The following is a 24,189-nucleotide window of genomic DNA, read 5'->3' on the forward strand; positions in this document are numbered from 1 at the left end:
GCGCCGAGGGCTTCCTCATGCCCGTCCGCCTCGCTCCTGGCCGGAGCCCGCCGCACCGCCCTCGCGGGCCGTCAGATCGGCCAGGACCGTGGTAGCGAGCTCGGTGACGTCACCGGCCCCGACTGTCAGCAGCAGGTCTCCGGGACGAGCCAGCGCGGCCACCGCGTGCGCAGCGTCCTGGCGCTCGGCGACGAAGGTGGCTCTGTCACCGGGAACCCGCTGGGCCACCGTGTCTCCGGTGATGTCGGGGAAGTCCGCCTGGGTCTCCCTGGCGGGGTAGACGTCTGTGACGACGACGCCGTCGGCCAGGGACAGTGCCTGCCCGAAGCGGTCGGCGAAGGCCCGGGTGCGGGAGAACAGATGCGGCTGGAAGAGCACCAGAACACGGCCGCCGCGCTCTTGGGCGACCTCGCGAGCGGTATGGAGCAGCGCCTCGATCTCCGTGGGGTGGTGGGCGTAGTCATCGATGACGCGCACGCCGTCGGCCTGACCCCGGTCCTCGAAGCGCCGCCCGGTGCCTCCGAAGGCTCCCAGGGCGAGAGCCATCGCGGCCGGCTCGACGCCGAGCTCGATGCCCGCGGCCCAGGCTCCGGCGGCGTCGAGGGCGACATGGTCTCCGGGCACGGCCAGCACCAGCTCGACCGGGTTCCGGCTCTCCTCCGCGGCGCCGGTCGGCTCATGGTCCGTCACCCTGGTGAGGGTCAGCAGCGCACGGGTGGAGGCGGCGCCTCGCTCCTTGATCTCCAGCTGGACGTGCCCCTCCCCCACCAGGGTCCCACCGGGGAGGGTATCGGGGCCGCCGAAGGAGTAGGTGACCACGCGCAGGCCCTCGGCGGCGGCCGACCGGGCCAGGCGCAGCGAGCCGGGATCCTGGGCGCAGGCGATCAGCAGGCCACCAGGGACCAGGCGGTGTGCGAAGTCCACGAAGGCGGCCTCGAAGGCCTCGGCGGTTCCGTAGCTGTCGAGGTGGTCGGGCTCGATGTTGGTGACGATCTCCACGCGGGGCGAGTAGTTGAGGAAGGAGCGGTCGGACTCGTCGGCCTCGGCCACCAGGGCCGGACCGCTTCCCAGGTGGGCGCCGGTGCCCAGGGCCCGCACGATCCCGCCGATGGCGAACGATGGCGCGGCGCCGGCCTGCGTGAGGGCCTCCGCGAGCATGCCAGAGGTCGTCGTCTTGCCATGCGCACCGGCCACGGCGACGAAGTCCAGCCCCTGAGCCGCCAGAGCGAGGGCCTGGGAGCGGTGGATGACCTCCTGGTCCCGCCGGCGAGCCTCGGCAAGCTCAGGGTTGGTCTCCTTGATCGCAGTGGAGACCACGACGGTGGAGTCTTCAGGCAGGTGTACGGCGTCGTGACCCAGATGAGTCGTTATACCCAGGTCGGCCAGGTGGTCAAAGGCGGGACCGCCGTGGGCGTCGGAGCCCGAGACCCGGGCACCGCGGGCCGCCAGCAGCTGGGCGACGACGCTCATGCCCGCTCCCCCGATGCCGATGAGGTGGAACGACCTGCCTGTCAGTGCGCGGCCGGGAGCACCGTCCTGCTGGGACCCGGTCTGAGAAGAGCCGGGCAGGGATGATGGTGTCGTTGCGGGGGTGGCGGTGGTGCCGGTCATGCCGCGGTCTCCTCGTCGGTGGGTGTGTTGTTCGTGGAGGCGCACTGCTGGATGAGGGCGGCCAGCCGGGCGGCGGCGTCCTGGACGCCGATGGAGGCCGCCGCCCGGGCCATGGCGGCCTGGCGCTCCGGATCGGAGATGAGCACCGTGAAATCGAGGATGTCGGAGGGCTCGAGGTTGGCGTCGAGCACCATGCGCCCGCCTCCCGAGGCCAGGACATCGGCGGCGTTGAGGCGCTGCTCGCCGTTGCCGATGGGCAGGGGGACGTAGAGCGCCGGCAGCCCCAGGGCCGTGATCTCCGCGACCGTGCCGGCACCGGAACGGCACAGGACCCCGTCGGCGCAGGCGTAGGCCTGCTCCATGGTGGTCAGGTAGTCCAGCACGTGATAGCGCTCGCTCAGGTCCTCGGGCGCACCGGCGGCCACCGCCGTCTCCACGGCGGCGCGCACGGGCGCGTCCTTGTCCTTCCCGGTCAGGTGCAGCACCTGCAGGCCGGTGGGCAGCGAGCCGAGCGACTCGCTGAGGACCTCGTTGAGGTGCTGAGCCCCCAGAGACCCGCCCGTCACCAGAAGCGTGGGCATCGTGGGGTCGAGTCCCAGGGCCTGGGCGCCCTCGACGCGGGCGCGCTGGGCGCCCTCGGTGGTGGCCCGTTGCGTCACCAGGGTCGCGATGGCCGGGCGCAGGGGCAGCCCGGTGACCTCGGTGCGTCCCTTGGAGGCCTTGAGACGGGTGGAGGCGAAGGTCAGGGCGACCGCGTGGGCCCAGGAGGCGCCCAGCCGGTTGGCCAGGCCGGGGCGGGCGTTCTGCTCGTGGATGACCACCGGTACACCGGCCTTCCTCGCGGCGAGGTAGGCGGGGGTGGAGACGTAGCCGCCGAAGCCGACGACGACGTCGGCTCCGACCGTCTCAATGGCCTCGGTGGCCGCACTGATCGCCTTGCCCAGCCGGTGCGGCAGACGCAGCAGGTCCCCGCTGGGGCGCCGGGGAAGCGGAACGCGGGGAACGAGGGCCAGCTCGAAACCGGCCTCGGGGACCAGGCGCTGCTCCAGCCCCTCGGACGTCCCCAGGACGAGGATCCGCGTGTCGGGGTCACCGCCCAGGGCCGGGTCCTGCAGCGCGGCGGCCGTGGCCAGCAACGGGTTGACATGGCCGGCGGTTCCGCCGCCGGCCAGCAGCACCCGCAAGGGCTGGGGCCTCACCGGCTTGCTGGGCTGCGCCTCCTGGGGCGAGCCTGCGCTCTCACTTGTCTCGGGCACGGTTCCTCCTTGGGACAATGACTGCCAGGGAACGACGCAGCGCCCCGGGGCTCGTGGACAGTGCCTCCTGCGCGCCGGGCTCGTGGCGGGCGAAGGCGAGAAGCACCCCGATGGCCAGAAGGACCGAGACCAGAGCGGTTCCTCCACGGCTGACGAGGGGAAGCGGAACGCCCAGCACCGGCAGGGCGCCGGTGACGACGCACATGTTGATGATCGCCTGCCCCACGATCCACGCGCCGATGGCCGAGGTCGTGGCGACAACGTAGGTGGAGGTGTGGCGTCTCATGATGCGCAGGCAGCAGCCTCCGATGGCGGCGAACAGGGCGATGACGACCAGGGTTCCCACCAGTCCGAACTCCTCACCGAGCACGGCGAAGATGTAGTCGGAGTCGGCCTGGGTGAGGTAGCCCCACTTCTGGCGCGATGAGCCCGGTCCCACACCGAACCAGCCGCCGGTTCCCAGCGCCCACATCCCGTGCTTGGGCTGGTATCCCACGCCCGTGGGGTCTGCGCCCTCGGGATGGATCCAGGCGATGATGCGGGCGCGCCGGTTGGCACTGAGCATGGAGGCTCCTGCGAACAGAAGCATGCCGAGCGCGCCCAGGAGAGCGAACCATCGCTTCCTCAGGCCTCCCACCCACAGGGCACCGGCGACGATGAGGACCAGGACGATGACGGTCCCCAGGTCCTGACCGCCGAAGACGGTCAGGATCGCGATGACGACACCGGCCCAGCCCGCTGCCACGGTCCGGTCCCGGCGCTTGGCGGTGTACCAGGTCACCAGTGTGCCCAGCACGAGGGCGAGGGCAACCTTGATGAACTCCGACGGCTGAGCCGTCCCCACCCCGGGCACCTGGATCCAGTTGCGGTTTCCGTAGACGTTGACTCCGATGGGGGTGAAGACCAGGCACTGCATCGCGATCGTCAGTCCCAGGACCACCCAGGAGACCCGGGGGAACCAGGACAGGGGCATGCGGGAGATCCCGACCATGCCCAAGGTTCCCACCACCGCGAAGATGAGGTACTTGGCGAAGTCGGTGAAGGCGTTGCCCCCGTTGGCGGCAACGGTCACCGACTGCACGGAGAAGACCATGATGAGTCCGAAGGTCTCCAGCACCAGGGTGGAGATGAGGAGGCAGTAGTAGGTCAGAGTCGCCTGCTCGGAGTCCCGGGCGGGACCGGGGCGGTCACCGCGACGCCCCTGCGGTGAGGTGCCGGCGCCATCCCACGGACGGGACAGGCGCTCGCCCCAGCGCGCCAGGCGCTCCCCCCAGGCCGAGCGTAGCCGAGTGATCCTGCCTGCGGCCTGGGAGGCTCCGGCTGCGGCTGTCCGCCGTCCCGGTGGGCGCGATGACTTCGGAGCCTGCGCGGAGCGCGAGCCGGACTGTTGTGCCGGCTGCTCGCGCCGCTGAGGGTGCGTGTCCCGCTTCCTCGCCTGCCTGGGCTGCTTGGCCCGGTCTCCGGACCGTCCGGTTGACGGCTTGGCCCCGCCTCCGGCGGCGGGCCTGCCGGAGGCGCGTCCGGACGACGTCGAGGAACCGGATGAGGCGGATTTCGACGAGCGGGGAGCGGTGGCCGAGGTGGGCCCGGTCTTCACGGCTGCTCCTGGACACCGGGGGCGTCCGCAGGGCCTGAGACGCCCCCCGCTCGATCCTCGTGGCCGGCGGCGTAGGCCTGGGCGGCGGCGGCGAACAGGTCGCCGCGCTGGGCGTAGGAGGTGAACTGGTCCCAGGAGGCGCAGGCCGGGGCCAGCATGACGGTGTCACCGCTGCGGGCCATGGCGCCGGCGGCCTCCACCGCCGCGGTACTGACTTGCTCGGCGGTCCCGTCGCCAACGCGGGTCACCGGCAGCCCTGGGGCCTCCTGCTCCAGGGCGGCCAGGATGTCGCGCTGGTCCTTGCCGACGACGACGACGCCGCGCAGGTGGGGCCGTGCCGTGCGAACCAGGTCGAAGAAATGGGCTCCCTTGGTGTCTCCGCCGCAGATCCAGACGCCGGTTCCCTGTGGCAGGGAGGTCAGCGCAGCCTCGGCGGAGTGCGGGTTGGTGGCCTTGGAGTCGTCAACCCAGGTGACGCCACCAGCCTCGGCGACGGTGACGATCCGGTGGGCGCCGGGACTGTAGGCGCGCAGTCCGGCTGCAACGGCCTCGGGGTCGGCCCCGGCGGCCCGGGCCAGGGCTGCTGCTGCCAGGGCGTCGGCGAGCAAGTGGGCGGGCAGGTTCTCGGCGCGCCCTCCGGGGGCCAGATGCGCCAGGTCGGCGGTGGTGGCGAGCTCGATGCCGCTGGAGCGGCGCTCGGCGTGAAAGGCACGGTCCACCAGCAGGTCCTCAACCATGCCGACCTGCCCGAGCCCCGGTGTGGCCAGGGTGAAGCCGACGGCCCGGCAGCCCTCGACGACGTCGGCCCGGCGGACCATATCCTCGGTGGCGGCGTCGGCGAGGTTGTAGACGGCGGCGAGCCGGGTGCAGTCGTAGACGCGGGCCTTGTCCGCGGCGTAGGCCTCCAGGCCCCCGTGCCAGTCCAGGTGGTCGGCGGCCAGGTTGAGGCAGGCGGAGGCCAGGGGCGAGAGGGTCCGGGTAGTGTGGAGCTGGAAGCTGGACAGCTCCACGGCCAGAGCGTCCGCGCTGCCGGCCAGCACCGCCTCGATCACGGGGGTTCCGATGTTGCCGACAGCCGGTGCCGTGAGCCCCTGGGCCCCGAGGATGGCCGAGAGCATGCCGACCGTGGTGGTCTTGCCGTCCGTGCCGGTGAGCGTGAGCCAGGGGACGTTGATACGGGAGGAGTCCTGCTGGAGCCTCCAGGCCAGCTCGACCTCACTCCAGGTCTCGATGCCGGCCGCCTCTGCGGTGCGCAGGACCGGACCGGTAGCCGGGACCCCGGGTGAGACGACGAGCAGACGCGCCGGGGAGTCCGCCAGGGCCGCCGCTGTCTCCTCGCCGTCGGCCGCGGTGGCAGAGACCACCGAGGTGACCATCGCGGCGTGCGCGGAGGCGTGCAGCGCCTCGATGGAGGCCTCGCGGCTGTCGAAGACGTGGATGCGGGCCCCCAGGGTGGCCAAGGCGTCAACGACTGCCCGCCCGGTACGCCCCAGTCCGACGACGGCCACGTGTGCGCCGTCGAGCTGGTCGCGCAGGGCCCCGGCAGGACCGGCGACGGCGGAACCGGGCGCGCTCGCCGGGCCGGTGCTGCTGGTCGGCTCACCGGGGACTTCAGTCAGGCTGGTCACGGTGCGGGTTCACGCTCCTGGTTCTTCACTGTTCCTCACCGGCTCGCCGGAGAGGGGAATCTGCATCAATGGTTCGTCAGGCCTGTCAGGCCCGGGCGTCCCGGTTCATCCGAAGATGAGCTGGCGCAGGTACTCGGCGTAGAACAGTCCCAGTCCCGCGATGACGCACAGGCCGGCGATGATCCAGAAACGGATCACCACGTTGACCTCGGTCCATCCTCCCAGTTCGAAGTGGTGATGCAGTGGAGCCATGCGGAAGACGCGTCGGCCAGTCGACTTGAAGGAGACGATCTGGATGATGTCGCTCATGACCTCGGCCAGGAAGAGCCCGCCCAGGATGACGGCGAGGAACTCGGTACGGGTCAGGATCGACAGCCCCGCGACGGCCCCGCCCAGGGCCAGGGAGCCGGTGTCGCCCATGAAGATCTTGGCCGGCGAGGCGTTCCACCACAGGAACCCGAAGCAGGCCCCCATGAGGGCGGCGGCGATCATCGCCAGGTCTCGTGGGTCCCTGACCAGGTAGCAGGTGGTGGGAACCATGGTCTCGTGGCCGTAGTTGCAGGACTGGTTGGTCTGCCACACGCCGATGAGGGTGTAGGCGCCGAACACCATGGCCGAGGCGCCGGCGGCCAGACCGTCGAGGCCGTCGGTGAGGTTGACGGCGTTGGACCAGGCCGTGATGAGGAAGTTCGCCCACAGGATGAACAGGATGAGCCCGACGACGCTTCCGGCGAAGGCCAGGTCGATGGCCGAGTCCCGGGCGAAGGAGATCCGGGTGGAGCCGGGGGTGAGTCCGTTGCGGTCGGCGAAGTGCAGGGCCGCCGCCGAGAAGCCGATACCGATGAGCGCCTGCCCCACGATCTTCTGCCAAGCCCTCAGCCCCAGTGAGCGCTGCTTGGAGATCTTCTCGAAGTCGTCCAGGAAGCCGATGAGCCCGAGCCCGACGATGAGGAAGAGCAGCAGGACCCCGGAGGCGCGCGGCGTGCGCAGCTGGGTGAGGTTGGCCAGGCTGTAGCCCAGGACGGTGGAGATGATGATGACGAGGCCGCCCATGGTGGGCGTGCCGCGCTTGGTGAAGTGGCCCTGGGGGCCGTCCTGGCGGATGAACTGCCCGTACTCCTTGGCGTGGAGGTAGCGGATGAGCAGCGGGGTTCCCAGCAGGGTGCCCACTAGTCCGACCACGCCGGAGATGAGGATGGCGGTCATCGGGGACGAACCTCCTTGAGGTGGTCGGCTAGGCGCCAGGCGCCTGATCCGTTGGAGCCCTTGACCAGGACGGCGTCGCCGTCGGACAGGAGGGCGTCGATCTGGGAGATGGCGGTCGCGGCATCGTCGAAGCCGACGACCTCGACCCCTCGCGCCCTGGCTGCATCGAGTGCCTCCTGGGTGGAGCCGATGCCGATGAGCATAGCCGCTCCGGCCTGGGCCACTAGCTCGCCGGTGCGGGCGTGATCGGCGGCGGAGGACTCCCCCAGCTCGAGCATCTCGGAAACCACGACGACGCGACGTCGGCTCCCGGCCAGAGCCGGCAGAGCGGCGAGCGCCGCCGTCATGGAGTCGATGTTGGCGTTGTAGGAGTCGTCGATGAGGAGAAGATCACCACTGAGCTCCAGCACGTCCATGCGGTGGGGGCTCTCGATGCGCACCGAGCCGAGGCGCTCGGCGATGAGCTCGGGGGCCAGGCCAGCGGCCAGGGCCAGGCCGGCGGCGGCCAGGGCGTTGGCCACGTTGTGAGCGCCGGCCACGGCGAGCCGGACGCGCCGGGGCCTATCCAATCCGGGCAGGTGGAGGTCGAAGGCCGCGCGGGCGGCCTCGTCCAGGACGATGTCCTCGGCCCACAGGTCGGCCCGATTGCCGTGGGCGGAGAAGGTGAGAACCTGCGCGGGGGCGAGTCCGGCCATGGCGGCGGCGCGGGAGTCGTCGGCGTTGAGGATGGCGGTGCCGCCGGGCAGCAGGCCGGCGATGATCTCCGCCTTGGCGGCTGCGACGCCCTCGACGGAGCCGAATCCGCCCAAGTGGGCGTGGCCGATCATGAGGACCCCGGCCGCGTCCAGGGGCGCGATGTCGGTGAGGTAGGCGATGTGTCCGGGGCCTGAGGCGCCCATCTCCAGGACGAGGTAGCGGGTGCGCTCGTCGGCCTCGAGGACGGTCAGCGGCAGGCCGATCTCGTTGTTGAAGCTGGCCCTGGGGGCGACCGTGGGTCCGGAGGCGGCCAGGAGCTGGCGGGTGAGGTCCTTGGTGGTGGTCTTGCCCACCGAGCCGGTCATCGCGACCACGGTGAGGCGCTGCCCTCGATCCGCGGCGGCCTGGCGCAGGCCGGCCAGGTGGGTGCGGGCCAGCGCACCCAGGGCGACGACGGTGTCCTCCACGAGGACGAGTCCCATGGGCAGGTCCCCGGTCCTGGACAGTCTGTCCGCCTCGGACTGCGCGGCCGTTGAGTCAACAGCGTCGGCCTGGCCCGCACCCTCATCGGGGCTCAGTCCGGCCAGGGCGGTGGCGAGGTCGGAGACGATGGCGCCGACGGCACCCAGAGCGCCCGCGGAGCCCAGGTGGGCGTGGCCGTCGGTGCGTTCGCCGTGGACGGCGACGAACAGGGAGTTCGTGGCGGCCAGGCGGGAGTCGGTCACGACGGGGCCGGTCACGGTTGCGTCCGGGCCGATGAGTCTGCCGCCGACGGCGACTGCTATCTGACTCAGGCTGAGGTTCATCCCCGTCCCCATTTCTCCTCGACGGCCTCGGCCATGACGGGTGCGTCGTTGTAACGGATGAAGTCCCCGGCCGTCTCCAGGAAGGGCTCGTGGCCCTTGCCGGTGACGATGACGGTGTCGTCGGGGCCGCACAGCTCGACGCCGCGGCGCACGGCGTCGCCGCGCCAGGTGGTGACCTCCTCGACGTTCTCCAGGTCCGGGCGCACGGTGCGCACCCCGTCCAGGATGGCGTTGCGGATGAGCTGGGGGGACTCACTGCGGGGGTTCTCGTCGGTGACGACCAGGACATCCGCCAGACGAGCGCACACCTCCCCCAGCATGGGTCGCTTGCCCTGGTCACGATCGCCGTCGGAGCCGAAGACCACGATGAGGCGGCCCGGGGTGATGGGACGCACGGCCTTGAGGGCCAGCTCCATGGCGTCGGGGGTGTGGGCGAAGTCGACGATGCACAGGCCGCGTCGGCCGTCGCGCTGGCTGATGCGCTGCATACGGCCCGGGATGTTGTGGGCCCCGGCCAGGGCGGCAGTGGCCGTGGCGGCGGGCACGCCTGCGCGGATGGCCATCACCAGGGCCAGGGCGGCGTTCTGGACGTTGACGAGTCCGGGCAGGGGGCAGGAGGCCTCGATCTGTTCGCCGTCGGGCCCGTGGAGGGTGAAGGTGGTGGCGGAGTCGGTCAGGGAGACGGCGGCGTCGCTGACCCACCAGTCCGCGGGGGCGTCCCCGGGATAGGCGCGCACGCGGTCGATCTCGATGGGGGCCTCGGCGGCGAGAGCGGCGCCCCACTGGTCGTCGACGCAGACAACGCCGCGGCGGGCGTGCTCGGGGGTGAACAGCTGTGCCTTGGCCTCCAAGTACCCCTCCATGGTCTTGTGGAAGTCGAGGTGGTCACGCTGGAGGTTGGTGAAGCCGGCGACGTCGAAGACGACGCCGTCGAGCCGGTGCAGGACGATGGCGTGGCTGGAGGCCTCCAGGGAGGCGGCGCCGACCCTGTCCTCCACGGCCAGGGCCATCATCCGCTGCAGGACGGGGGCCTCGACGGTGGTGCGCGGGGACTCCACGGAGCGCTCCCCCACACGCAGCTCGACGGTCCCGGCCACCATGCAGGAGCCCACGTGGGCCGACAGGATCGCGTCGAGGAAGTAGGAGGTGGTCGTCTTGCCGTTGGTGCCGGTGACGGCGGTGGTGATGAGGCCGCGTGCGGGGTGGTGGTAGACCTCGGCGCTCAGGTGGCCGACGACGGCGCGGGGGTCCTCGCAGATGAGGACCGGGGTGCCGGGGGCGGTCTCATGGACGATCCGGGCGCCGTCGGCATCGGTCAGGACGACGACGGCACCGGAGGCGACGGCCTCGGCGGCGAAGCGGGCACCGTGGACGGTGAAGCCGGGCAGACCCACGAAGATCTCGCCCGGGGCGGTGTCACCGGAGTCGACACTGACCCCCAGGATGCTCAGGTCCTTCAGGACGGTGGCGTCGTCAGCTGAGGCGGGAACCAGGGAGAAGCGCTCACACAGAGTGCTGACGGGGATGGGACCATTGGAGCCCGGCCGTAGGGCGGCGGCCGACTCGTAGGCGTGGTTGCTCATAGTTCCTCAATCTATCGCGACCTTCGACTGTCGATCTTCCACAAGAACCCCTACGGGTCACTTCGCCGGGGTGCTGGTGGTCACGATCGTCTATCTCATGGGGGACCTCACTGGCTCGCGTCCCGCTCCCCACCGGCTCCGTTGCGCGCGGCCTGGGCGGCCACGACGTTCGGGTCCGGGGCGATGTTGAGCGCCTGCATGGCGGCCAGCGCCACCTCCCGGAAGACGGGGGCGGCGACGGTGCCTCCGAAGATGCCCTCGGGCCGGTGGACGATGACGGCGATGGCCAGGACCGGGTCGCGTGCCGGCAGGAAGCCGACGAAGGAGGCCACGGTGGAGTCGTCGGTGAGGATCTCGGTGGTTCCGGTCTTGCCTGCCACCAGATAGCCGTTGATGGAGGCGGACTCGGCGGTGCCGCCCTCCTGGGTGACGCCCACGAGCATCTCGGTGAGGGTCTTGGCGGTGGACTCGGAGATCACCCGCACCCCCTCGGGGCGGGTCTGGGGGGTCTCCTTGCCGTCGGCGTCGATCCAGGCGTCGATGATGCGCGGGGCCACGCGCACGCCCTTGTTGGCGACGGTGGCCAGCACCTGGAGGGACTGGAGGGTGGTTCCGGCCACGCCCTGACCGAACATCGTGGTGTAGCGGGTGCGGTCGTCCCAGGAGCTGGGCGGGTAGATGATCCCGTCGGACTCGGCGGGCATCTCGATGCCCGTGGCCTGACCCCAGCCGAAGCGCTTCATGTAGTCGTAGCGGACGTCGTCGGAGACCTTCTCCCCGATCTGGACGGTGCCGACGTTGGAGGACTCGGCCAGGACCCCGGCGGTGTTCAGCGTCTGGGTGTCGTGCTCGTGGGCGTCCTTGAAGGTCTGTCCGCTGGCCGAGGTCCAGGTGTAGGGGATGGTCCACGTGTCCTCGGGCTTGACCGCACCCTCCTCCAGGGCGGTGGCGAAGGTGACGACCTTGCCGACGCTTCCGGGCTCGAAGATGGCCTGGACGCTGCGGGCGGTGCGGTTCTCCTCCGAGGTCGCCGACGGGTTGGAGGGGTCGACGGAGTTGGAGTCGGCCAGGACGACGACCTTGCCCGTGCTCGGCTCCATGGCCATGACGATGCCCCAGTCGGCGTGCTGGGCGGCGACCGTGCGGTCGATGGTCTCCTGAGCGATGGACTGCAGGTCCGGGTTGAGGGTGGTGCGCACCGTGGCGCCCCGCCTGGCGGGCTTGTCCTCCTGCTCGCCGGTGGGGATGATGACGCCGCTGCGTCCGATCTCCTCGCTGCCCCTGCCGTCGACGCCGGCGAGGACCTTGTTCTGGGTGAGCTCCAGCCCTGCGGCCCCGATGAGCTCGCGGTTGTGCTCGCCCTCATGGGTGAAGCCCAGGACGTTGCCGGCCACGGTCCCGGCCGGGTAGGTGCGTCGGGTGCGCTGGTCGGGCTCGACCCCGGGGATGTCCAGGGCCTTGATCTTGCGCCAGGTGTCGGGGGCGACCTCCTGAGCGATGACCTCGTAGGTCCGCTCGCCCACGAGCTTGGCCCCGAGCTCGAGGGGATCGACGTCGAGGATCGGGGCGAGCTGAGCGGCGACCGCCGCCGCCCCGTAGCCGACGACGACCTTCTCGTTGACTCCGGTGGACTCGTTGGGCCGCATCTCGGTGTGCTCGTACTGGGCGATGACGGGCTGGTTGACGCCGACGTCGTAGCTGACCGCCGACGAGGCCAGGACCGTGCCGTCTCTTCCGGTGATGTCTCCCCGGGGGGCCCGGTTGACCCAGGAGACCGTGCGCTCGGCCTTGGCCTTGGCGGCCAGCTCCGGCCCTTCGACCGCCTGGACGTAGACGGTGCGTCCGGCCAGGGCCGTGAACATCAGCAGCCCTCCGGCCCGGAGCATCTGACGACGCGAGGGGTTCACCAGCGCCTACTTCCCAGCCTTGGGGGCCTGGGCGGGGGTGCCCTCGGTGAGCTGGCCCTTCTCGACGTCGATGACTCCGGGGGCGGCCGCGGGAACCATGCCCAGGTCCTTGGCGCGGACGGCCAGGGCGTCGGGCGCCGAGGCCTCCTGGACCTGGGTGCGCAGAGTCTCGACGTGGTCCTCGGCGACGTTGAGCTGGACCTGCTTCTCCTTCATCCGGTAGGCGGTATCAGCCATCTTGGCGTTGAGGAGCATGGAGGCGACGAGAGCGCCGGCCAGCACCATGATGATGAGCGTGAGGAAGGGCAGAGAGGACGACGTCGCCCGGGAGGCGCCGCTGATGACGCGCAGCTGGGGACGTGAGACGGAACCGGCCTCGGTGCGTCCCTGGGTGCCGGTGGAACCACTTGCCTGGGCGGTGCGCCGCGTCGTGATCGGGCGGGTGACTCGAGCAGTGGCGGTGGCGCTCATCGATGTTCCTTCCCTGTGGTGTCGTTGAACTGATCTGAACTGATGGAGGATGGGTGCTGATGGAGGACTACGGGTTCTGGCGCGTCCGCCGGTGAGGCGACTGGCTACGTCGTCCGGTATGGGCCGCTTCCGGTGCCGGGGCCTGGTCGGCCGGGCGCAGACGCACGGCTGCGCGCAGCCGGACCGGGGCGGAGCGGGGGTTGTGGTCGAGCTCGCGGGCATCGGCCTTCTCCGCGCCGCTGGTGAGCAGCTGGAGGTAGGGGCGGTCCGCCTCGGGCACGACCGGCAGGTCCTGCGGGGCCCGGGAGGTGGCCCCGTGGGCCAGGGCCCGCTTGACGATGCGGTCCTCCAGCGACTGGTAGGACTCCACCACGAGGCGTCCTCCGACCCGCAGGCTGTTGAGTGCCCGCGGCACAGTCCGCTCCAGGACGTCGAGCTCGGCGTTGACGGCGACGCGCAGCGCCTGGAAGGTCCGTTTGGCGGGGTGTCCGCCGCTGCGCCGCGCCGCTGCCGGAACGGCCTGGCGGACGAGCTCGGCCAGCTCCTGCGTGCTGGTGACCGGCTCACCGGCCTCGCGGCGACGCACGACGGCGGAGGCGATGCGCGAGGCGAAGCGCTCCTCGCCGTAGGTGCGCAGGATGTGGGTGAGCTCGGTGGCGCTGGAGGTCTCCAGCAGGTCCTGGGCGGTGCGCCCCGAGCCCTGGTCCATGCGCATGTCGAGGGGCGCGGGACGGGCGTAGGAGAAGCCCCGCGAGGCCTCATCGAGCTGGAGGGAGGAGACTCCCAGGTCCATGAGGATGGCGTCCACCGTCCCCTCGGCGTTGGTGGAGTGCTCGCGGGCCGCCCGGTTCACGGCGTCGTAGGTGGACTGGACCGCGGTGAAGCGGTCACCGAAGCGCTCCAGGCGCGCCGAGGCCAGCGCGATCGCCTCGGGGTCGCGGTCGATACCCACGACGCGCAGAGCCGGGAAGCGCTCGAGCGCGGCCTCGGTGTGACCCCCCATGCCCAGGGTGCAGTCGATCATGACCGGCGTCGCTGCGGTTCCCCCACTGATACTCTCAGCAACGCTCTCCACAGCGGGGGCGAGCAGGTCCAGGCAGCGCTGAAGGAGTACCGGCTCGTGCCTGCCGGCGGCGTCAGCAGCGGCCGACTGCGTCTGGGGACTGGCCATGCGGCGTCCTCCTTCCTGGAGCCTGCCCGGCACTGCGTCCTGGGCCTGTCTGGTTGACATGTCTGGTTCTGGGTGGCTCGAGAGCCTTCGAGAAGTCGCCGCCCGTGGTCCATGACGGGGCGGACGCTCGTCCTCGACATCGGTACGCGGGCCGGGCGGTGGCCATCTCGCCAGGACTCCTCCCGTGGTTCCGGCGCCGGGGAAGAGGCGTCGGACGCGGCATCGGGCGGAGACCTCACGAGATGGCTCACCAGCGCCGTGATGGCGCCTACGTGCGGTCCGCGGTATTCAGTTCTAGTGGGGGTCGGGTGAGAGACCCGCTCAGAAGAAGCCGGGGATGATCTCCTCGGCCGTGTCGGCGAAGACCTGTTCCTGGGCGGTCAGGTAGGTGCTCCAGGCCTCGGCGTCCCAGATCTCCACCCGGGCCCCGGCCCCGATCACGGCCAGGTCCTTCTTCAGGCCCGCGTAGGCCCTCAGAGGCGCAGGGAGCGTGATGCGCCCCTGCTTGTCCGGGATCTGGGAGTCCGCCCCCGAGAGCATGACGCGCACGTAGTCGCGCGCCTGCTTCTGGGCGAGGGGGGCCTCGCGCAGCTGGGCGTACATGCGCTCGAACTCGGCGGCGGTGAAGGCGTACAGGCAGTGCTCCTGACCTCGGGTCAGGACCACTCCGCCCGCAAGCTCCTCACGGAACTTCGCCGGGAGGATGAGACGGCCCTTCTCGTCCAGCTTGGGTGCATGCGTCCCCAGGAACATGAGCCACCTCCTTCCCCTCGGCGATCCCGTGCACCCCACCCTACTCCACTTCCCTCCCTTTTCTCCCACCCCTCACCTGCGAGCGCATCACAACTGCGCATCAGCAACCCGACCACAGTCCGGCACCAGCACCAGTCTTCGTTGAAATGACGGGAATTCCCAGCAGCCTCAGGCGTGGTGGAGGGGAGTGGAGGACGAGTGGGGGGAGGTGTTCACCACGACCTCCTCGGCGTGGTGGATCCACAGGAAAAAAGCAGGCTCCACTCGGCCTGCACGCAGGTTGACGGCTCCAGGAGACTCCAGCGGAGATCTGCGGGAAGACCCGCGAAGCCCTTCTGCGCCCTACCGGGGTGCTGCTCAAGCCCGCACGAACTCAGGTCCTGTCCCGGGCTGGTGAGCGCCGGGGCCAGGACCTGTCGAGAGAGTGGTGGAAGGTGGAGGTGGAGGGAAGTGGGGATCCGGCTTGACGAGGCCGTCTGCTGGGAAGGGGAGGACGAGGGACAGACGGGCGGGCGGCTGAAGGAGATCAGTCCTCGGAGTCGCGGCGCCGCTCCCAACGCTCGGACTGACGGTCCATGAAGGAGGAACGCTTCTTCTTTCCCCTCCCGTCCCGGCCAGGCCTGCCAGCGCCGGCTGCGGACCCGCGCGAGCCGGAGGCCTCGACCCGGGTCAGGGCGAGGGCAACCCCTCCGACAGCCACCAGGAAGCCCGCCACACCCAGCAGGATGGACACGAGGTTGTGGCGCACCGAGACCCCGGCGATCAGCAGTGCCAGCCCGATGAGGACCAGGGCCACTCCTCCGCCGATATGGCGGGGGGAGGGACGCGAGAGCCGACGCTCCTCGCGCTGAAGCGTCTGCGCCAGGTCGGGGTCGTCCGCGTGGAGCTGCGACTCCAGGTCCCGCAGGACCTGCTGCTCTCGCTCTGACAGTGCCATCATGCTCCTTGCTTCCGGGCGGGGCCGGGGATCTGCGCCGTGGTTGCCAGGATAGGCGTTGTGGGGGCTCAGAAGAAACTCGTGGGCCGCATTGGCTCGGATTGGCCGGGGCCTGCTGGGACCGACCGAGTCGTTCGGGAGCTGACCGGTCGCACTCACTACCCCTCAGCCTCACGGTGAGCTTCCCGGGCGGATCCGCCACCGTCTCCCAGGAGGCTGGCCGGTGCCAGCGCGTTACTACCCCATCTGCGGCGCACGGCGTCGGCGGCGCGCTCCGAGGCACCGCGCCGGGGATCCTCGTCCAGGAGGAGCTGGACGCCGTCGTCGGGGCGCAGGAGCCCTTCGACCCGCACGCCCAGGAGCCGGAAGCCACCTGCCGGCGAAGGCAGAGCGGAGAAGAGCGCGGCGACGATCTCCCAGATGTCGCGGGCGAGGTCGGTGGGAACCGCCAGGGTGCGCGAGCGGGTGACGGTGGTGAAGTCGGCCCCTCTGGCCTTGAGGACGACGACGCGGCACCGCAGGTCCCCCGCCCGCAGGCGGGCGGCGCACTGGTGGGTCTGGTCCAGCAGGACCCGCCGGGCGTGCTCCCTGTCAGTGACGGTGTCGAAGAAGGTCGTCTCAGTGCCCACCGACTTCTCCTCGCGCACCGGCTCCACCCTGCGGGGATCGATACCGTGCGACAGCTCGTGCAGGTGGCGCCCGGCGGCCCGGCCGAGGATCTTCTCCAGGTGGCGCACGTCGGTGGCCGCCAGGGTGCGTACGTCGTTGATGCCCCACCGGGTGAGGACCTCCTGGGTCCTGGCGCCCACGCCCCACAGCGCCCCGACCGGCAGCAGGTTGAGGAAGTCCTGGGTGGTGTGGGCCGGGACGAGGAGCAGGCCGTCGGGCTTGGCGTGGGACGAGGCCAGCTTGGCGACGAACTTGGTGGAGGCGATTCCCACCGAGGCCGGCACACCCACGCGCCGGCGGATCTCCGAACGGATCCACCTGCCGATCGTCACCGGGGAGCCCATCCGGCGCCGGGCCCCGGTCACGTCCAGGAAGGCCTCATCGATGCTCACCTTCTCCAGGACGGGGGTGATCTCCGCCAGGACGGACATCACCTGGGCCGAGACCTGGGAGTAACGGCCGTGGCGCACAGGAAGCACGACCGCCTGGGGACAGCGCCGGGAGGCCTCGGCCATGGACATCGCCGAGGAGACGCCGAAAGCACGGGCCTCGTAGGAGGCCGCCGAGACGACTCCCCGGCCGTCTCTACCACCGACGATGACGGGACGACCGACCAGCTCAGGGTGCTCGAGGAGCTCGACCGAGGCGAAGAAGGCGTCCATGTCGACGTGGATGATGGGCACGGCGGAGTCGTCATCCCCCCAGGAGCGGCGCGCCGCCTGGGAACGAGGCGCCCTGCTCATCTCCACCTCCTCGGGGCTCTCCCGCCGGCATCCCGGCGTCTCCGACCTGCTGGACGCACGGCGACGTCCTGCCCGACAACGGCCGGCTGAGATCGGCTATGCCTCTCTCAGTGCCTCCCAGGCTACCGTGACCCTGTGACACGTAAACGCAGGGCCCGCGATGCCCCGGTGCTCAGCGGCCTGCCCACCGGGCAGGTGCGGACGTCCTTCGCCACGGCCGAGCTCATGGCGCGCGACACCGGTGTTCTCCTGCTCCTGGACGGCGCGGAGTCATCCTTCCTGGACCTGCGTGATCCGGCCCACCTGGACTTCGAGTACCACCAGCAGATGGATGCGGTGCTGGCTGCGCAGCGCGGTGAGAGCAGCCCCGTCAAGGCGCTCCACCTGGGCGGGGCGGGCTGTGCCCTGGCCAGGGCCTGGGACGTGACGCGCCCCGGATCCCAGCAGCTCGCCGTCGAGATCGACGAGATCCTGGCGCATCAGGTACGTACCTGGTTCGACCTGCCCCGCTCCCCCAGGCTGCGCATCCGGGTCGGTGACGCGGCCGAGGTGGTCTCAGGGCTGCGGCCCGGTCAGTGGGACGTCGTCGTGCGGGACGTGTTCAATGGCGGCAGCGTGCCGGCCGCCTGCCGGAGCCGGGAGTTCCTCACCGCGTGCCTGGAGGCGCTGACACCCGGTGGCGTCCTGCTGATCAACACCCCCTCCACGCCTCGCGCCCAGGCAGGAGCCGAGATCGAGGCGCTCGCCGAGGCGCTTCAGGGTGATGCCTCCGGTCTGGTGATCGTCGCCGATCCGGCCGCGGTGCGCGGCAGGCGCCGGGGCAACCTGGTGCTGGTGGCCCGCCGGGAGCCTTTCACGGCCGGGGAGTACGAGGAGATCGAGCGCGCGGTGCGCCGCCTGCCGCTGCCGGTGCGCACCTGGTCCCCCGATGACGCCGCGGTACCGCGCCCGGAGAGCGGCCAGACCAGCTAGAGGCGCCAGGCGGCCGAGCCATCCGCCCGCTCAGCCCCCGCGGCCGGAGTTCCAGCCCTGGGTCCCCAGGTCGCCGGAGTCGTTGGCCTCCAGAAAGGCCTCCAGGCGGGCACCGATCTCATCAGCGCTGGGAAGGTCGAAGACGGGCGCGGCGGTGTCGACCTCGCCGGTGGCGATCCGGGGAGCCATGGCGTCGTACTGGGCCTCCAGGGCGGAGACGACGGCGCTGACCTCCGGCTGCTGGGCGGCCTCGGCGTTGATCTCGGCGCGGTTGATGTTGGCGGCCGCCTCCAGGTCCCCCACCGGAAGCGCCAGGCCCGTGGCCTGCACGACGGCAGTCAGCAGCGCCGAGGCGCCCTGCGGGAACTCGTCACGGGCGACGTAGTGCGGGATCGCGGCCGAGACCCCCCGCGAGTCCAGGCCCAGCTCGCCCAGCCGCAGCTCGAGGTAGGCCGACATCGAGCCGGGCAGCTCGACGTGGCCGAAGAGCTCGGGCTGAGTGGGCAGCAGGTCCGGCTGGCTGCCGTGCTGGTGCACGTAGGTCGGACGGGTGTGGGGCACGGCCATGGGGATGCCGCTCATGCCGATCGCCTGGCTCACGCCCATGGAGACCGACAGGTGCGCCACGGCCCCGACGAACTCGTCCCAGCGGTAGTCCGGCTCACTGCCGTGGAGCAGCAGGAGGTCCTCGCCGTCGTCGTCATGGAGGAGGTCCAGGACCAGCTCGGGCATGACCACCGAGGAGTAGGTGTTGTGGACGAAGGTCATCGTGGGACGCCGGGCGCGGTAGTCCACAAGGGCATCGATGTCGAAGGTGGCCAGACGCTCGCTGGGCAGCGTCATGAGCAGCTGGTCGACGGCCAGGGCGCCGGCGTTTCCGGCATCCATGGCGCCCTCGAAGTGGTGGATGAGGACCCTCGGGGAGATCGGCTGATCCGCGGGGTGCTGGATGGTGAACAGTGGTCTCACGAGCCCGTCTCCTCCTGTCTGGTCTGATCGGCCCTATCCCGTTGCGCGCCTGCCGCCCTGTTGCGGGGACAGGTGAGGCCGACGGCGCCGGGAGGGGTCGTGTAGGTGTCGTGCAATGGTCTCAGTTCGATGCTCAACTCGGTCGTGGCCCGGTCTTGCGACGTGGGCCCAGTACGCGGTTCGGCGTTTTACCAGGATTCGTACGGGCTAGTACCTGGGAACGGCCGCTAGCGTCCTCAGCACTCCTGCCAACACCTTCTGGATTGTCGATGTTCCCGCCCGCACCGGGTTGGGGTGACGTGTTCGCCCTCGGCGTCCCCACCGAGGCCTCAGCAGGAGAATAATGGGTCGACCGTACTGAAGCCATCACCGACCCCAGTACCCGTCAGTGTCAGTCAGTGTCAGCACCTGCCAGCACGCGGCAGCCGACCAGAACCCGAATCGATGCGAGGCTTTGTGAGTCAGACGATCCCCTCTCCCCCGCCGCAGTCCCAGGCACACCAGCGGGCAGAGGATGATGCGGGAGACGATGCGGGCAGCGTCCGCGAGCGCGAGCTGCGCGGTGAGCAGCAGGTCGTCGACCTCGCCTACAGCGAGCTGGACCGGCAGCTGGCCCAGGCCCGCCGATCCCTGGCGCGCACCGAGGCCCAGGGCGTCAGCGGCACCCACCAGTCGCGCGGTGAGCGCGACGCCTACGCCGTGCACTACTCGTCACTGGTCTCCTCCCTGGAGGGAGTTGAGGACCGCCTGGTCTTCGGGAGGATGGACATGAGTCGCGCGCCCGGCGACTCGGACGGTACGGCGCGACCCGCAGACACGGTATCTGCGGCCTCCACAGCCGTAGCCGCCTCGATGTCCTTCCCCGGATCGGGTCGGGGCGCGGGCAGCTCGTCGCCGGTGACCGACGGGGGTCGGCGCCACTACGTGGGTCGTATCGGACTGCAGGACGCTCAGCACCGTGAGGTGATCCTGGACTGGCGCGCTCCCCTGGCCCGGGCCTTCTACCAGGCCACGGCCTCCCAGCCCATGGGGCTGGTGCGCCGTCGGCACATCGACACCCGGGCCCGGCAGGTGCTCGGGGTGGAGGACGAGGTCCTGGACCTCACCGCCCTGGAGGCCGACGAGGCTGCGGTGAGCTCATCGGGGGCCACCGTGGCCGCTGGGGAGCTCCAGGGCGAGGGGGCCCTCATCGCCGCGATGTCCACGGCCCGCGACGGCCGGATGGGCGACATCGTGGCCACGATCCAGGCCGAGCAGGACCGAATCGTCACCTCATCGGGCCGGGGCGTGCTCGTGGTCCAGGGTGGCCCGGGAACGGGCAAGACGGCGGTGGCGCTGCACCGGGTGGCCTACCTGTTCTACTCCGAGCGCGAGCGCCTGGAGCGCTCCGGCGTGCTGCTGGTGGGGCCGTCGCGGACCTTCCTGCGCTACGTGGAGCAGGTACTGCCCTCCCTGGGCGAGACGGGCGTGGTCTCCACGACGATCGGTGATCTGATTCCGGGTGTGCGGGCCACGGCTCAGGAGGACGCCCGCATCGCCGAGATCAAGGGGCACCCCCTGTGGATCAAGGCCCTCGAGCGCGCGGTGCGGGGCCTGCAGCGGGTCCCCGAGTCCCCGCGCGAGATCGAGGTCCAGGGGGTGCGCCTGTCTCTGGAGCCCGGCGATGTGCGTGAGGCGGCCTCGCGGGCCCGCCGGGGCGGCAAGCCCCACAACCTGGCCCGGGAGGCCTTCGTGCTGTGGCTGCTGGAGCGTTTGACCGACCAGTACGCGGCGGCCACGAACCAGGACGCCTCGGACGCCGACACGCGCGCCTGGATCCGTGAGGACATTCGCACCGCCCGCGACGCCCGCCGGGAGATCAACCTGTGCTGGATGCCGACGACGCCCGAGGGGCTGCTGGAGCGCCTGTGGAGCCGTCCCGCCCTCCTGGAGCAGGTGGCGCCGTCCTTGAGCGAGCAGGAGCGCGCGTTACTGCGCCGGGATCCGGGAGCCGCTCTGACGGCAGCGGACATCCCGCTCATTGACGAGCTGGCCGAGCTGCTGGGCCCCAGTGAGGACGCCCAGGCGCGGCGCGCCCGGCTGGAGGCCCGGCGCCGTGAGGACCTGGTTGCCTACGCGGCCCAGGCGATCGAGTCCCAGGACCTGGGTGACGGAATGGTCAGTGCCGAGATGCTCGCCGACCGGGTCTCCCAGGGCGGCCCCACCCTCACCCTGGCCGAGCGGGCGCGGGCGGATCGGACGTGGACCTACGGGCACGTCGTCGTCGACGAGGCCCAGGAGCTCGGCACCATGGCCTGGCGGGCGCTGGCGCGCCGCTGCCCGGTGCGATCCTTCACGGTGGTGGGTGACCTGGCCCAGTACTCCGGGCCCCACGCTCCGGACAGCTGGGGCGAGGTGCTCTCCGCTCTGGGGACTGCGCCGGCTGAGGATGGTGGACGCTCCCGGTCCCAGTCCCGCCATCGGGCCCGTTCGCGCTCCCGCCGGGGCAGGCAGTCGGGGCGCTCGCGCGGCGGGTCGACACCGCTGCGTGAGGAGGCGCTGAGCGTCTGCTACCGCACACCGGCCACGATCATGGAGGTGGCCGAGGAGACGGTGACGCAGCTGGGTCACCCGCCGGTCTACCCGGTGCGCTCGGTGCGCGACCTGCCCGACTGCCTCGACATCACTGAGATCACTGAGGTGGCGAGAGAGCAGGCCACGGCGGCGCGGGCACCGGATGGCTCGGCCGCCGGTGACTCCGGCGCCTGGGGCCGGGCTCTGCGCGAGGCCGTGACCCAGGAGGCAGCCCGTCTTGACCAGGAGGTGGGCGCCGGCGTCGGGCGCATCGCGGTCATCTCCCCCTCGCCTCGCCGCACCGAGGCGCTGCTGCGCCAGGACCCGGCCCTGACCGCGGCGATGGAGGCTCCGGGCGGGGACGTGCTGCGCTCGCGACTGCTGGTGGTCAGTCCGGTCCTGTCCAAGGGCCTGGAGTTCGACGTCGTCGTGCTCGTGGATCCGGCTCGGATCGGGGATCACAGCCCGGGTGATCTGTACGTGGCGATGACCCGGCCCACGCGCCGCCTTCGGGTGCTCAGCCGTCTTCCTCTGCCGCATGGCCTTGAGGCTCGCGCCAAGATCCGGTGAGCGCGATCGCACACGACCGCCGGAGGCAGTGACCACGCAGGTTACGCCACCGTAGGTTACGGTTGCTCCTGACCTCTCGCCGTCGCGCCGTGCGACACCCGCGGCGGGCGGGACCCTCCCGGCAGGGGAGGGCTTACGGCAGACAAGGGGGGAAGACCCATGAGTGCTCCACGCACGTCGGCATCCCAGGAGGCCGACGACCTCGTCGGCCGCAGCGGCGAGCCTGGTCAGGGCGGCGACGCCGCGACGGCGACCGGCCCGGACGTCTCACGGGACACGGTTCTCACCGCCGTCTACCGGGCCGCAGGGGTCCCCGACACGGTTGCCGAGGTGAGCGAGCCCCTGTCCTGCATGCTGCGCGACGCCGCCCAGGACTTCCCGGACCGGGTTGCCCTGGACTTCCTGGGTGCCACCACCACCTACTCCCAGCTGGAGACCCAGGTGGCCCGGGCAGCCGAGGCGCTGCGGGGGCTGGGGGTCGGGCGAGGAGACGTCGTCGGTCTCATCCTGCCCAACTGTCCTCAGCACGTGGTCCTGGCCTACGCGGCCTGGCGCATCGGGGCGATCATCGCCGAGCACAACCCGCTGGCGCCGGCCGCCCAGCTGCGCGAGCAGTTCCACATCCACCGCGGGCGCGTCATCATCGCCTGGGAGAAGAGCCTTGAGCGCCTCGTGGCGGCGGTGGGCTCCCTGGAGGCGGCGGGCCTGGGAGGCCTGAGCGTGTACTCGGTGGACCTGTCCCGTCACCTGCCGCTGCGCAGTCGTCTGGCCCTGAGGCTGCCGGTGGCCGCCGCCCGCACCCAGCGCCACGAGCTGCGCGGCAAGGTTCCGGCCGGCGTGCGCTCGTGGGACGACCTGGCCGCCTCGGCCGCGCCCCTGGCCACGGGATTCCCTCTGCCGGGCGTCTCCGACACGGCCGCGCTGCTGTACACCGGCGGGACGACGGGCACGCCCAAGGCGGTGTGCCTCACCCACGAGAACCTGCGCTCCAACGCCGAGATGTCGCTGGCCTGGGCCTCGCGCACCACGAGCGTGGGCAAGGAGACCTTCTACGCCGTCCTGCCCTTCTTCCACGCCTTCGGCATGTCCCTGTCGCTGCTGTGCGCGGTGGGGCTGGCCGCCACCCAGGTGGTGCTGCCCAAGTTCGGGACGGACCTGGTGCTGTCCGCCTGGAAGCGGCGCCCGGCCACCTTCTTCCCCGGGGTGCCGGTCATGTTCGACCGCCTGGTGACCCGGGCTCGGGCCACGGGCGCCGACCTGTCCTCCTGCAAGATCGCCGTGTGCGGGGCGGCCCCCAACCCGCTGGCCGTTGCCCAGGCCTGGGAGGAGGCCACCGGCGGCACCATCATCGAGGGCTACGGCATGACCGAGTCCTCCCCCATCATCCTGGGCAACCCGATCTCGCCGGCACGCAGGCCCGGCACCCTGGGGGTGCCCTACCCCTCCACGCAGGTGCGGCTGGTGGACCCCGAGAACGTCGAGCGCGAGGTGGCGCCCGGTGAGGTCGGCGAGCTGCTGGCTCGTGGCCCCCAGGTCTTCACCGGCTACTGGGACAACCCCGAGGAGAGCGCCGAGACGCTGCTGGACGGGGGCTGGCTGCGCACGGGGGACCTGGTGCGCCAGGAGGAGGACGGCTTCTACGTCATCGCCGACCGCCGCAAGGAGCTCATCATCTCCGGGGGCTTCAACATCTACCCCACGGAGGTGGAGGCCGCGGTCCGCTCGATGCCGCAGGTGGAGGACGTCGCCGTCGTCGGGCTGCCGGCCGAGGCCGGTAACGAGTCCGTTGTCGCCGCGATCCTGCCCAAGGAGGGCCAGACGGTCACCCTGGAGCAGGTGCGCGAGTGGGCCGCCAAGAACCTGTCCAACTACGCCCTGCCGCGCCAGATCGCGATCCTGACCGAGATGCCCCGCTCCCAGATCGGCAAGGTGCTGCGGCGCGTCGTGCGCGAGGAGCTCCTGGCGGCCCGGGAGGCGGCCTCCGGGGCGGCGGCCGCGGCGGCCGTCTCGATCGTCGAGCACTTTCCCGGCAGGGGCGAGCGCAAGGACGACGGTCAGCCAGACAGCAAGGATGACAAGACGCCTCGCTGA

17 protein-coding genes are annotated in these 24,189 nt (G+C 71.2%); 3 read left to right on the top strand and 14 right to left on the bottom strand.

Annotation, left to right across the window (positions count from 1 at the left end):
• Positions 1 to 15: 15 nt before the first annotated feature.
• From murC to dinB, 13 genes are all read right to left on the bottom strand, one after another.
• Positions 16 to 1,611 carry a UDP-N-acetylmuramate--L-alanine ligase gene (gene murC / locus BQ8008_RS06165; protein WP_108833247.1) on the bottom strand — a complete coding sequence of 532 codons (1,596 nt, stop codon included), beginning with the start codon at positions 1,609 to 1,611 and terminating at the stop codon, positions 16 to 18.
• Positions 1,608 to 2,867, bottom strand: coding sequence for a UDP-N-acetylglucosamine--N-acetylmuramyl-(pentapeptide) pyrophosphoryl-undecaprenol N-acetylglucosamine transferase (locus BQ8008_RS06170; protein ID WP_108833248.1), 1,260 nt, complete (start codon positions 2,865 to 2,867; stop codon positions 1,608 to 1,610). The genes murC and BQ8008_RS06170 overlap by 4 nt, the downstream gene beginning before the upstream one ends.
• Complete coding sequence (locus BQ8008_RS06175; protein ID WP_108833249.1) at positions 2,851 to 4,464, bottom strand: peptidoglycan glycosyltransferase FtsW; 1,614 nt, start codon at positions 4,462 to 4,464, stop codon at positions 2,851 to 2,853. Before BQ8008_RS06175 ends, BQ8008_RS06170 begins: the two co-directional genes overlap by 17 nt.
• Complete coding sequence (gene murD / locus BQ8008_RS06180; RefSeq protein ID WP_234415259.1) at positions 4,461 to 6,092, bottom strand: UDP-N-acetylmuramoyl-L-alanine--D-glutamate ligase; 1,632 nt, start codon at positions 6,090 to 6,092, stop codon at positions 4,461 to 4,463. The genes BQ8008_RS06175 and murD overlap by 4 nt, the downstream gene beginning before the upstream one ends.
• 105 nt (positions 6,093 to 6,197) lie before the next feature.
• The gene (gene mraY, locus BQ8008_RS06185) at positions 6,198 to 7,298 is read right to left on the bottom strand and encodes a phospho-N-acetylmuramoyl-pentapeptide-transferase (RefSeq protein WP_108833250.1); all 1,101 of its coding nucleotides are present in this window, start codon (positions 7,296 to 7,298) and stop codon (positions 6,198 to 6,200) included.
• A complete protein-coding gene (locus BQ8008_RS06190) occupies positions 7,295 to 8,812 on the bottom strand; it encodes a UDP-N-acetylmuramoyl-tripeptide--D-alanyl-D-alanine ligase (protein ID WP_108833251.1) in 1,518 nt (505 codons plus the stop codon). Before BQ8008_RS06190 ends, mraY begins: the two co-directional genes overlap by 4 nt.
• A complete protein-coding gene (locus BQ8008_RS06195; protein ID WP_108833252.1) occupies positions 8,797 to 10,383 on the bottom strand; it encodes a UDP-N-acetylmuramoyl-L-alanyl-D-glutamate--2,6-diaminopimelate ligase in 1,587 nt (528 codons plus the stop codon). The genes BQ8008_RS06190 and BQ8008_RS06195 overlap by 16 nt, the downstream gene beginning before the upstream one ends.
• Positions 10,384 to 10,490: 107 nt before the next feature.
• Positions 10,491 to 12,290 carry a peptidoglycan D,D-transpeptidase FtsI family protein gene (locus BQ8008_RS06200; protein WP_108833253.1) on the bottom strand — a complete coding sequence of 600 codons (1,800 nt, stop codon included), beginning with the start codon at positions 12,288 to 12,290 and terminating at the stop codon, positions 10,491 to 10,493.
• 6 nt (positions 12,291 to 12,296) lie between these two features.
• Positions 12,297 to 12,761, bottom strand: coding sequence for a hypothetical protein (locus BQ8008_RS06205; protein ID WP_108833254.1), 465 nt, complete (start codon positions 12,759 to 12,761; stop codon positions 12,297 to 12,299).
• Positions 12,762 to 12,828: 67 nt separating this feature from the next.
• The gene (gene rsmH, locus BQ8008_RS06210; RefSeq protein ID WP_108833255.1) at positions 12,829 to 13,932 is read right to left on the bottom strand and encodes a 16S rRNA (cytosine(1402)-N(4))-methyltransferase RsmH; all 1,104 of its coding nucleotides are present in this window, start codon (positions 13,930 to 13,932) and stop codon (positions 12,829 to 12,831) included.
• A gap of 321 nt (positions 13,933 to 14,253) precedes the next feature.
• A complete protein-coding gene (gene mraZ, locus BQ8008_RS06215) occupies positions 14,254 to 14,685 on the bottom strand; it encodes a division/cell wall cluster transcriptional repressor MraZ (protein ID WP_108833256.1) in 432 nt (143 codons plus the stop codon).
• Between the two features lie 526 nt (positions 14,686 to 15,211).
• Entirely contained in the window at positions 15,212 to 15,622 is a 411-nt protein-coding gene (locus BQ8008_RS06220) for a DUF3040 domain-containing protein (protein ID WP_108833257.1), read from the bottom strand.
• 158 nt (positions 15,623 to 15,780) lie between these two features.
• Positions 15,781 to 17,034, bottom strand: a complete 1,254-nt coding sequence (gene dinB, locus BQ8008_RS06225) for a DNA polymerase IV (protein ID WP_108833258.1) — start codon at positions 17,032 to 17,034, stop codon at positions 15,781 to 15,783.
• A gap of 195 nt (positions 17,035 to 17,229) precedes the next feature.
• Here dinB and BQ8008_RS06230 point away from each other — a divergent pair, with 195 nt between their 5' ends.
• The gene (locus BQ8008_RS06230) at positions 17,230 to 18,006 is read left to right on the top strand and encodes a spermidine synthase (protein WP_108834736.1); all 777 of its coding nucleotides are present in this window, start codon (positions 17,230 to 17,232) and stop codon (positions 18,004 to 18,006) included.
• A 30-nt stretch (positions 18,007 to 18,036) separates the two neighbouring features.
• Here BQ8008_RS06230 and BQ8008_RS06235 read toward each other — a convergent pair whose 3' ends face one another.
• A complete protein-coding gene (locus tag BQ8008_RS06235; protein ID WP_108833259.1) occupies positions 18,037 to 18,975 on the bottom strand; it encodes a PAC2 family protein in 939 nt (312 codons plus the stop codon).
• A gap of 444 nt (positions 18,976 to 19,419) precedes the next feature.
• Between BQ8008_RS06235 and BQ8008_RS06240 the strand changes: the two genes are divergently transcribed.
• Entirely contained in the window at positions 19,420 to 22,098 is a 2,679-nt protein-coding gene (locus tag BQ8008_RS06240) for a HelD family protein (RefSeq protein WP_108833260.1), read from the top strand.
• Between the two features lie 159 nt (positions 22,099 to 22,257).
• Positions 22,258 to 24,189, top strand: a complete 1,932-nt coding sequence (locus BQ8008_RS06245) for an AMP-binding protein (RefSeq protein ID WP_234415260.1) — start codon at positions 22,258 to 22,260, stop codon at positions 24,187 to 24,189.

This window comes from Actinomyces sp. Marseille-P3109, from assembly GCF_900323545.1.
Classification (GTDB): Bacteria; Actinomycetota; Actinomycetes; order Actinomycetales; family Actinomycetaceae; genus Actinomyces.

Coding starts and splice junctions, on each gene's coding strand:
- murC (WP_108833247.1), bottom strand. CDS start 1,611: ATGACCGGCACCACCGCCACCCCCGCAACGACACCATCATCCCTGCCC.
- mraY (WP_108833250.1), bottom strand. CDS start 7,298: ATGACCGCCATCCTCATCTCCGGCGTGGTCGGACTAGTGGGCACCCTG.
- BQ8008_RS06190 (WP_108833251.1), bottom strand. CDS start 8,812: ATGGGGACGGGGATGAACCTCAGCCTGAGTCAGATAGCAGTCGCCGTC.
- BQ8008_RS06195 (WP_108833252.1), bottom strand. CDS start 10,383: ATGAGCAACCACGCCTACGAGTCGGCCGCCGCCCTACGGCCGGGCTCC.
- BQ8008_RS06205 (WP_108833254.1), bottom strand. CDS start 12,761: ATGAGCGCCACCGCCACTGCTCGAGTCACCCGCCCGATCACGACGCGG.
- rsmH (WP_108833255.1), bottom strand. CDS start 13,932: ATGGCCAGTCCCCAGACGCAGTCGGCCGCTGCTGACGCCGCCGGCAGG.
- mraZ (WP_108833256.1), bottom strand. CDS start 14,685: ATGTTCCTGGGGACGCATGCACCCAAGCTGGACGAGAAGGGCCGTCTC.
- BQ8008_RS06220 (WP_108833257.1), bottom strand. CDS start 15,622: ATGGCACTGTCAGAGCGAGAGCAGCAGGTCCTGCGGGACCTGGAGTCG.
- dinB (WP_108833258.1), bottom strand. CDS start 17,034: ATGAGCAGGGCGCCTCGTTCCCAGGCGGCGCGCCGCTCCTGGGGGGAT.
- BQ8008_RS06240 (WP_108833260.1), top strand. CDS start 19,420: ATGCGAGGCTTTGTGAGTCAGACGATCCCCTCTCCCCCGCCGCAGTCC.
- BQ8008_RS06245 (WP_234415260.1), top strand. CDS start 22,258: ATGAGTGCTCCACGCACGTCGGCATCCCAGGAGGCCGACGACCTCGTC.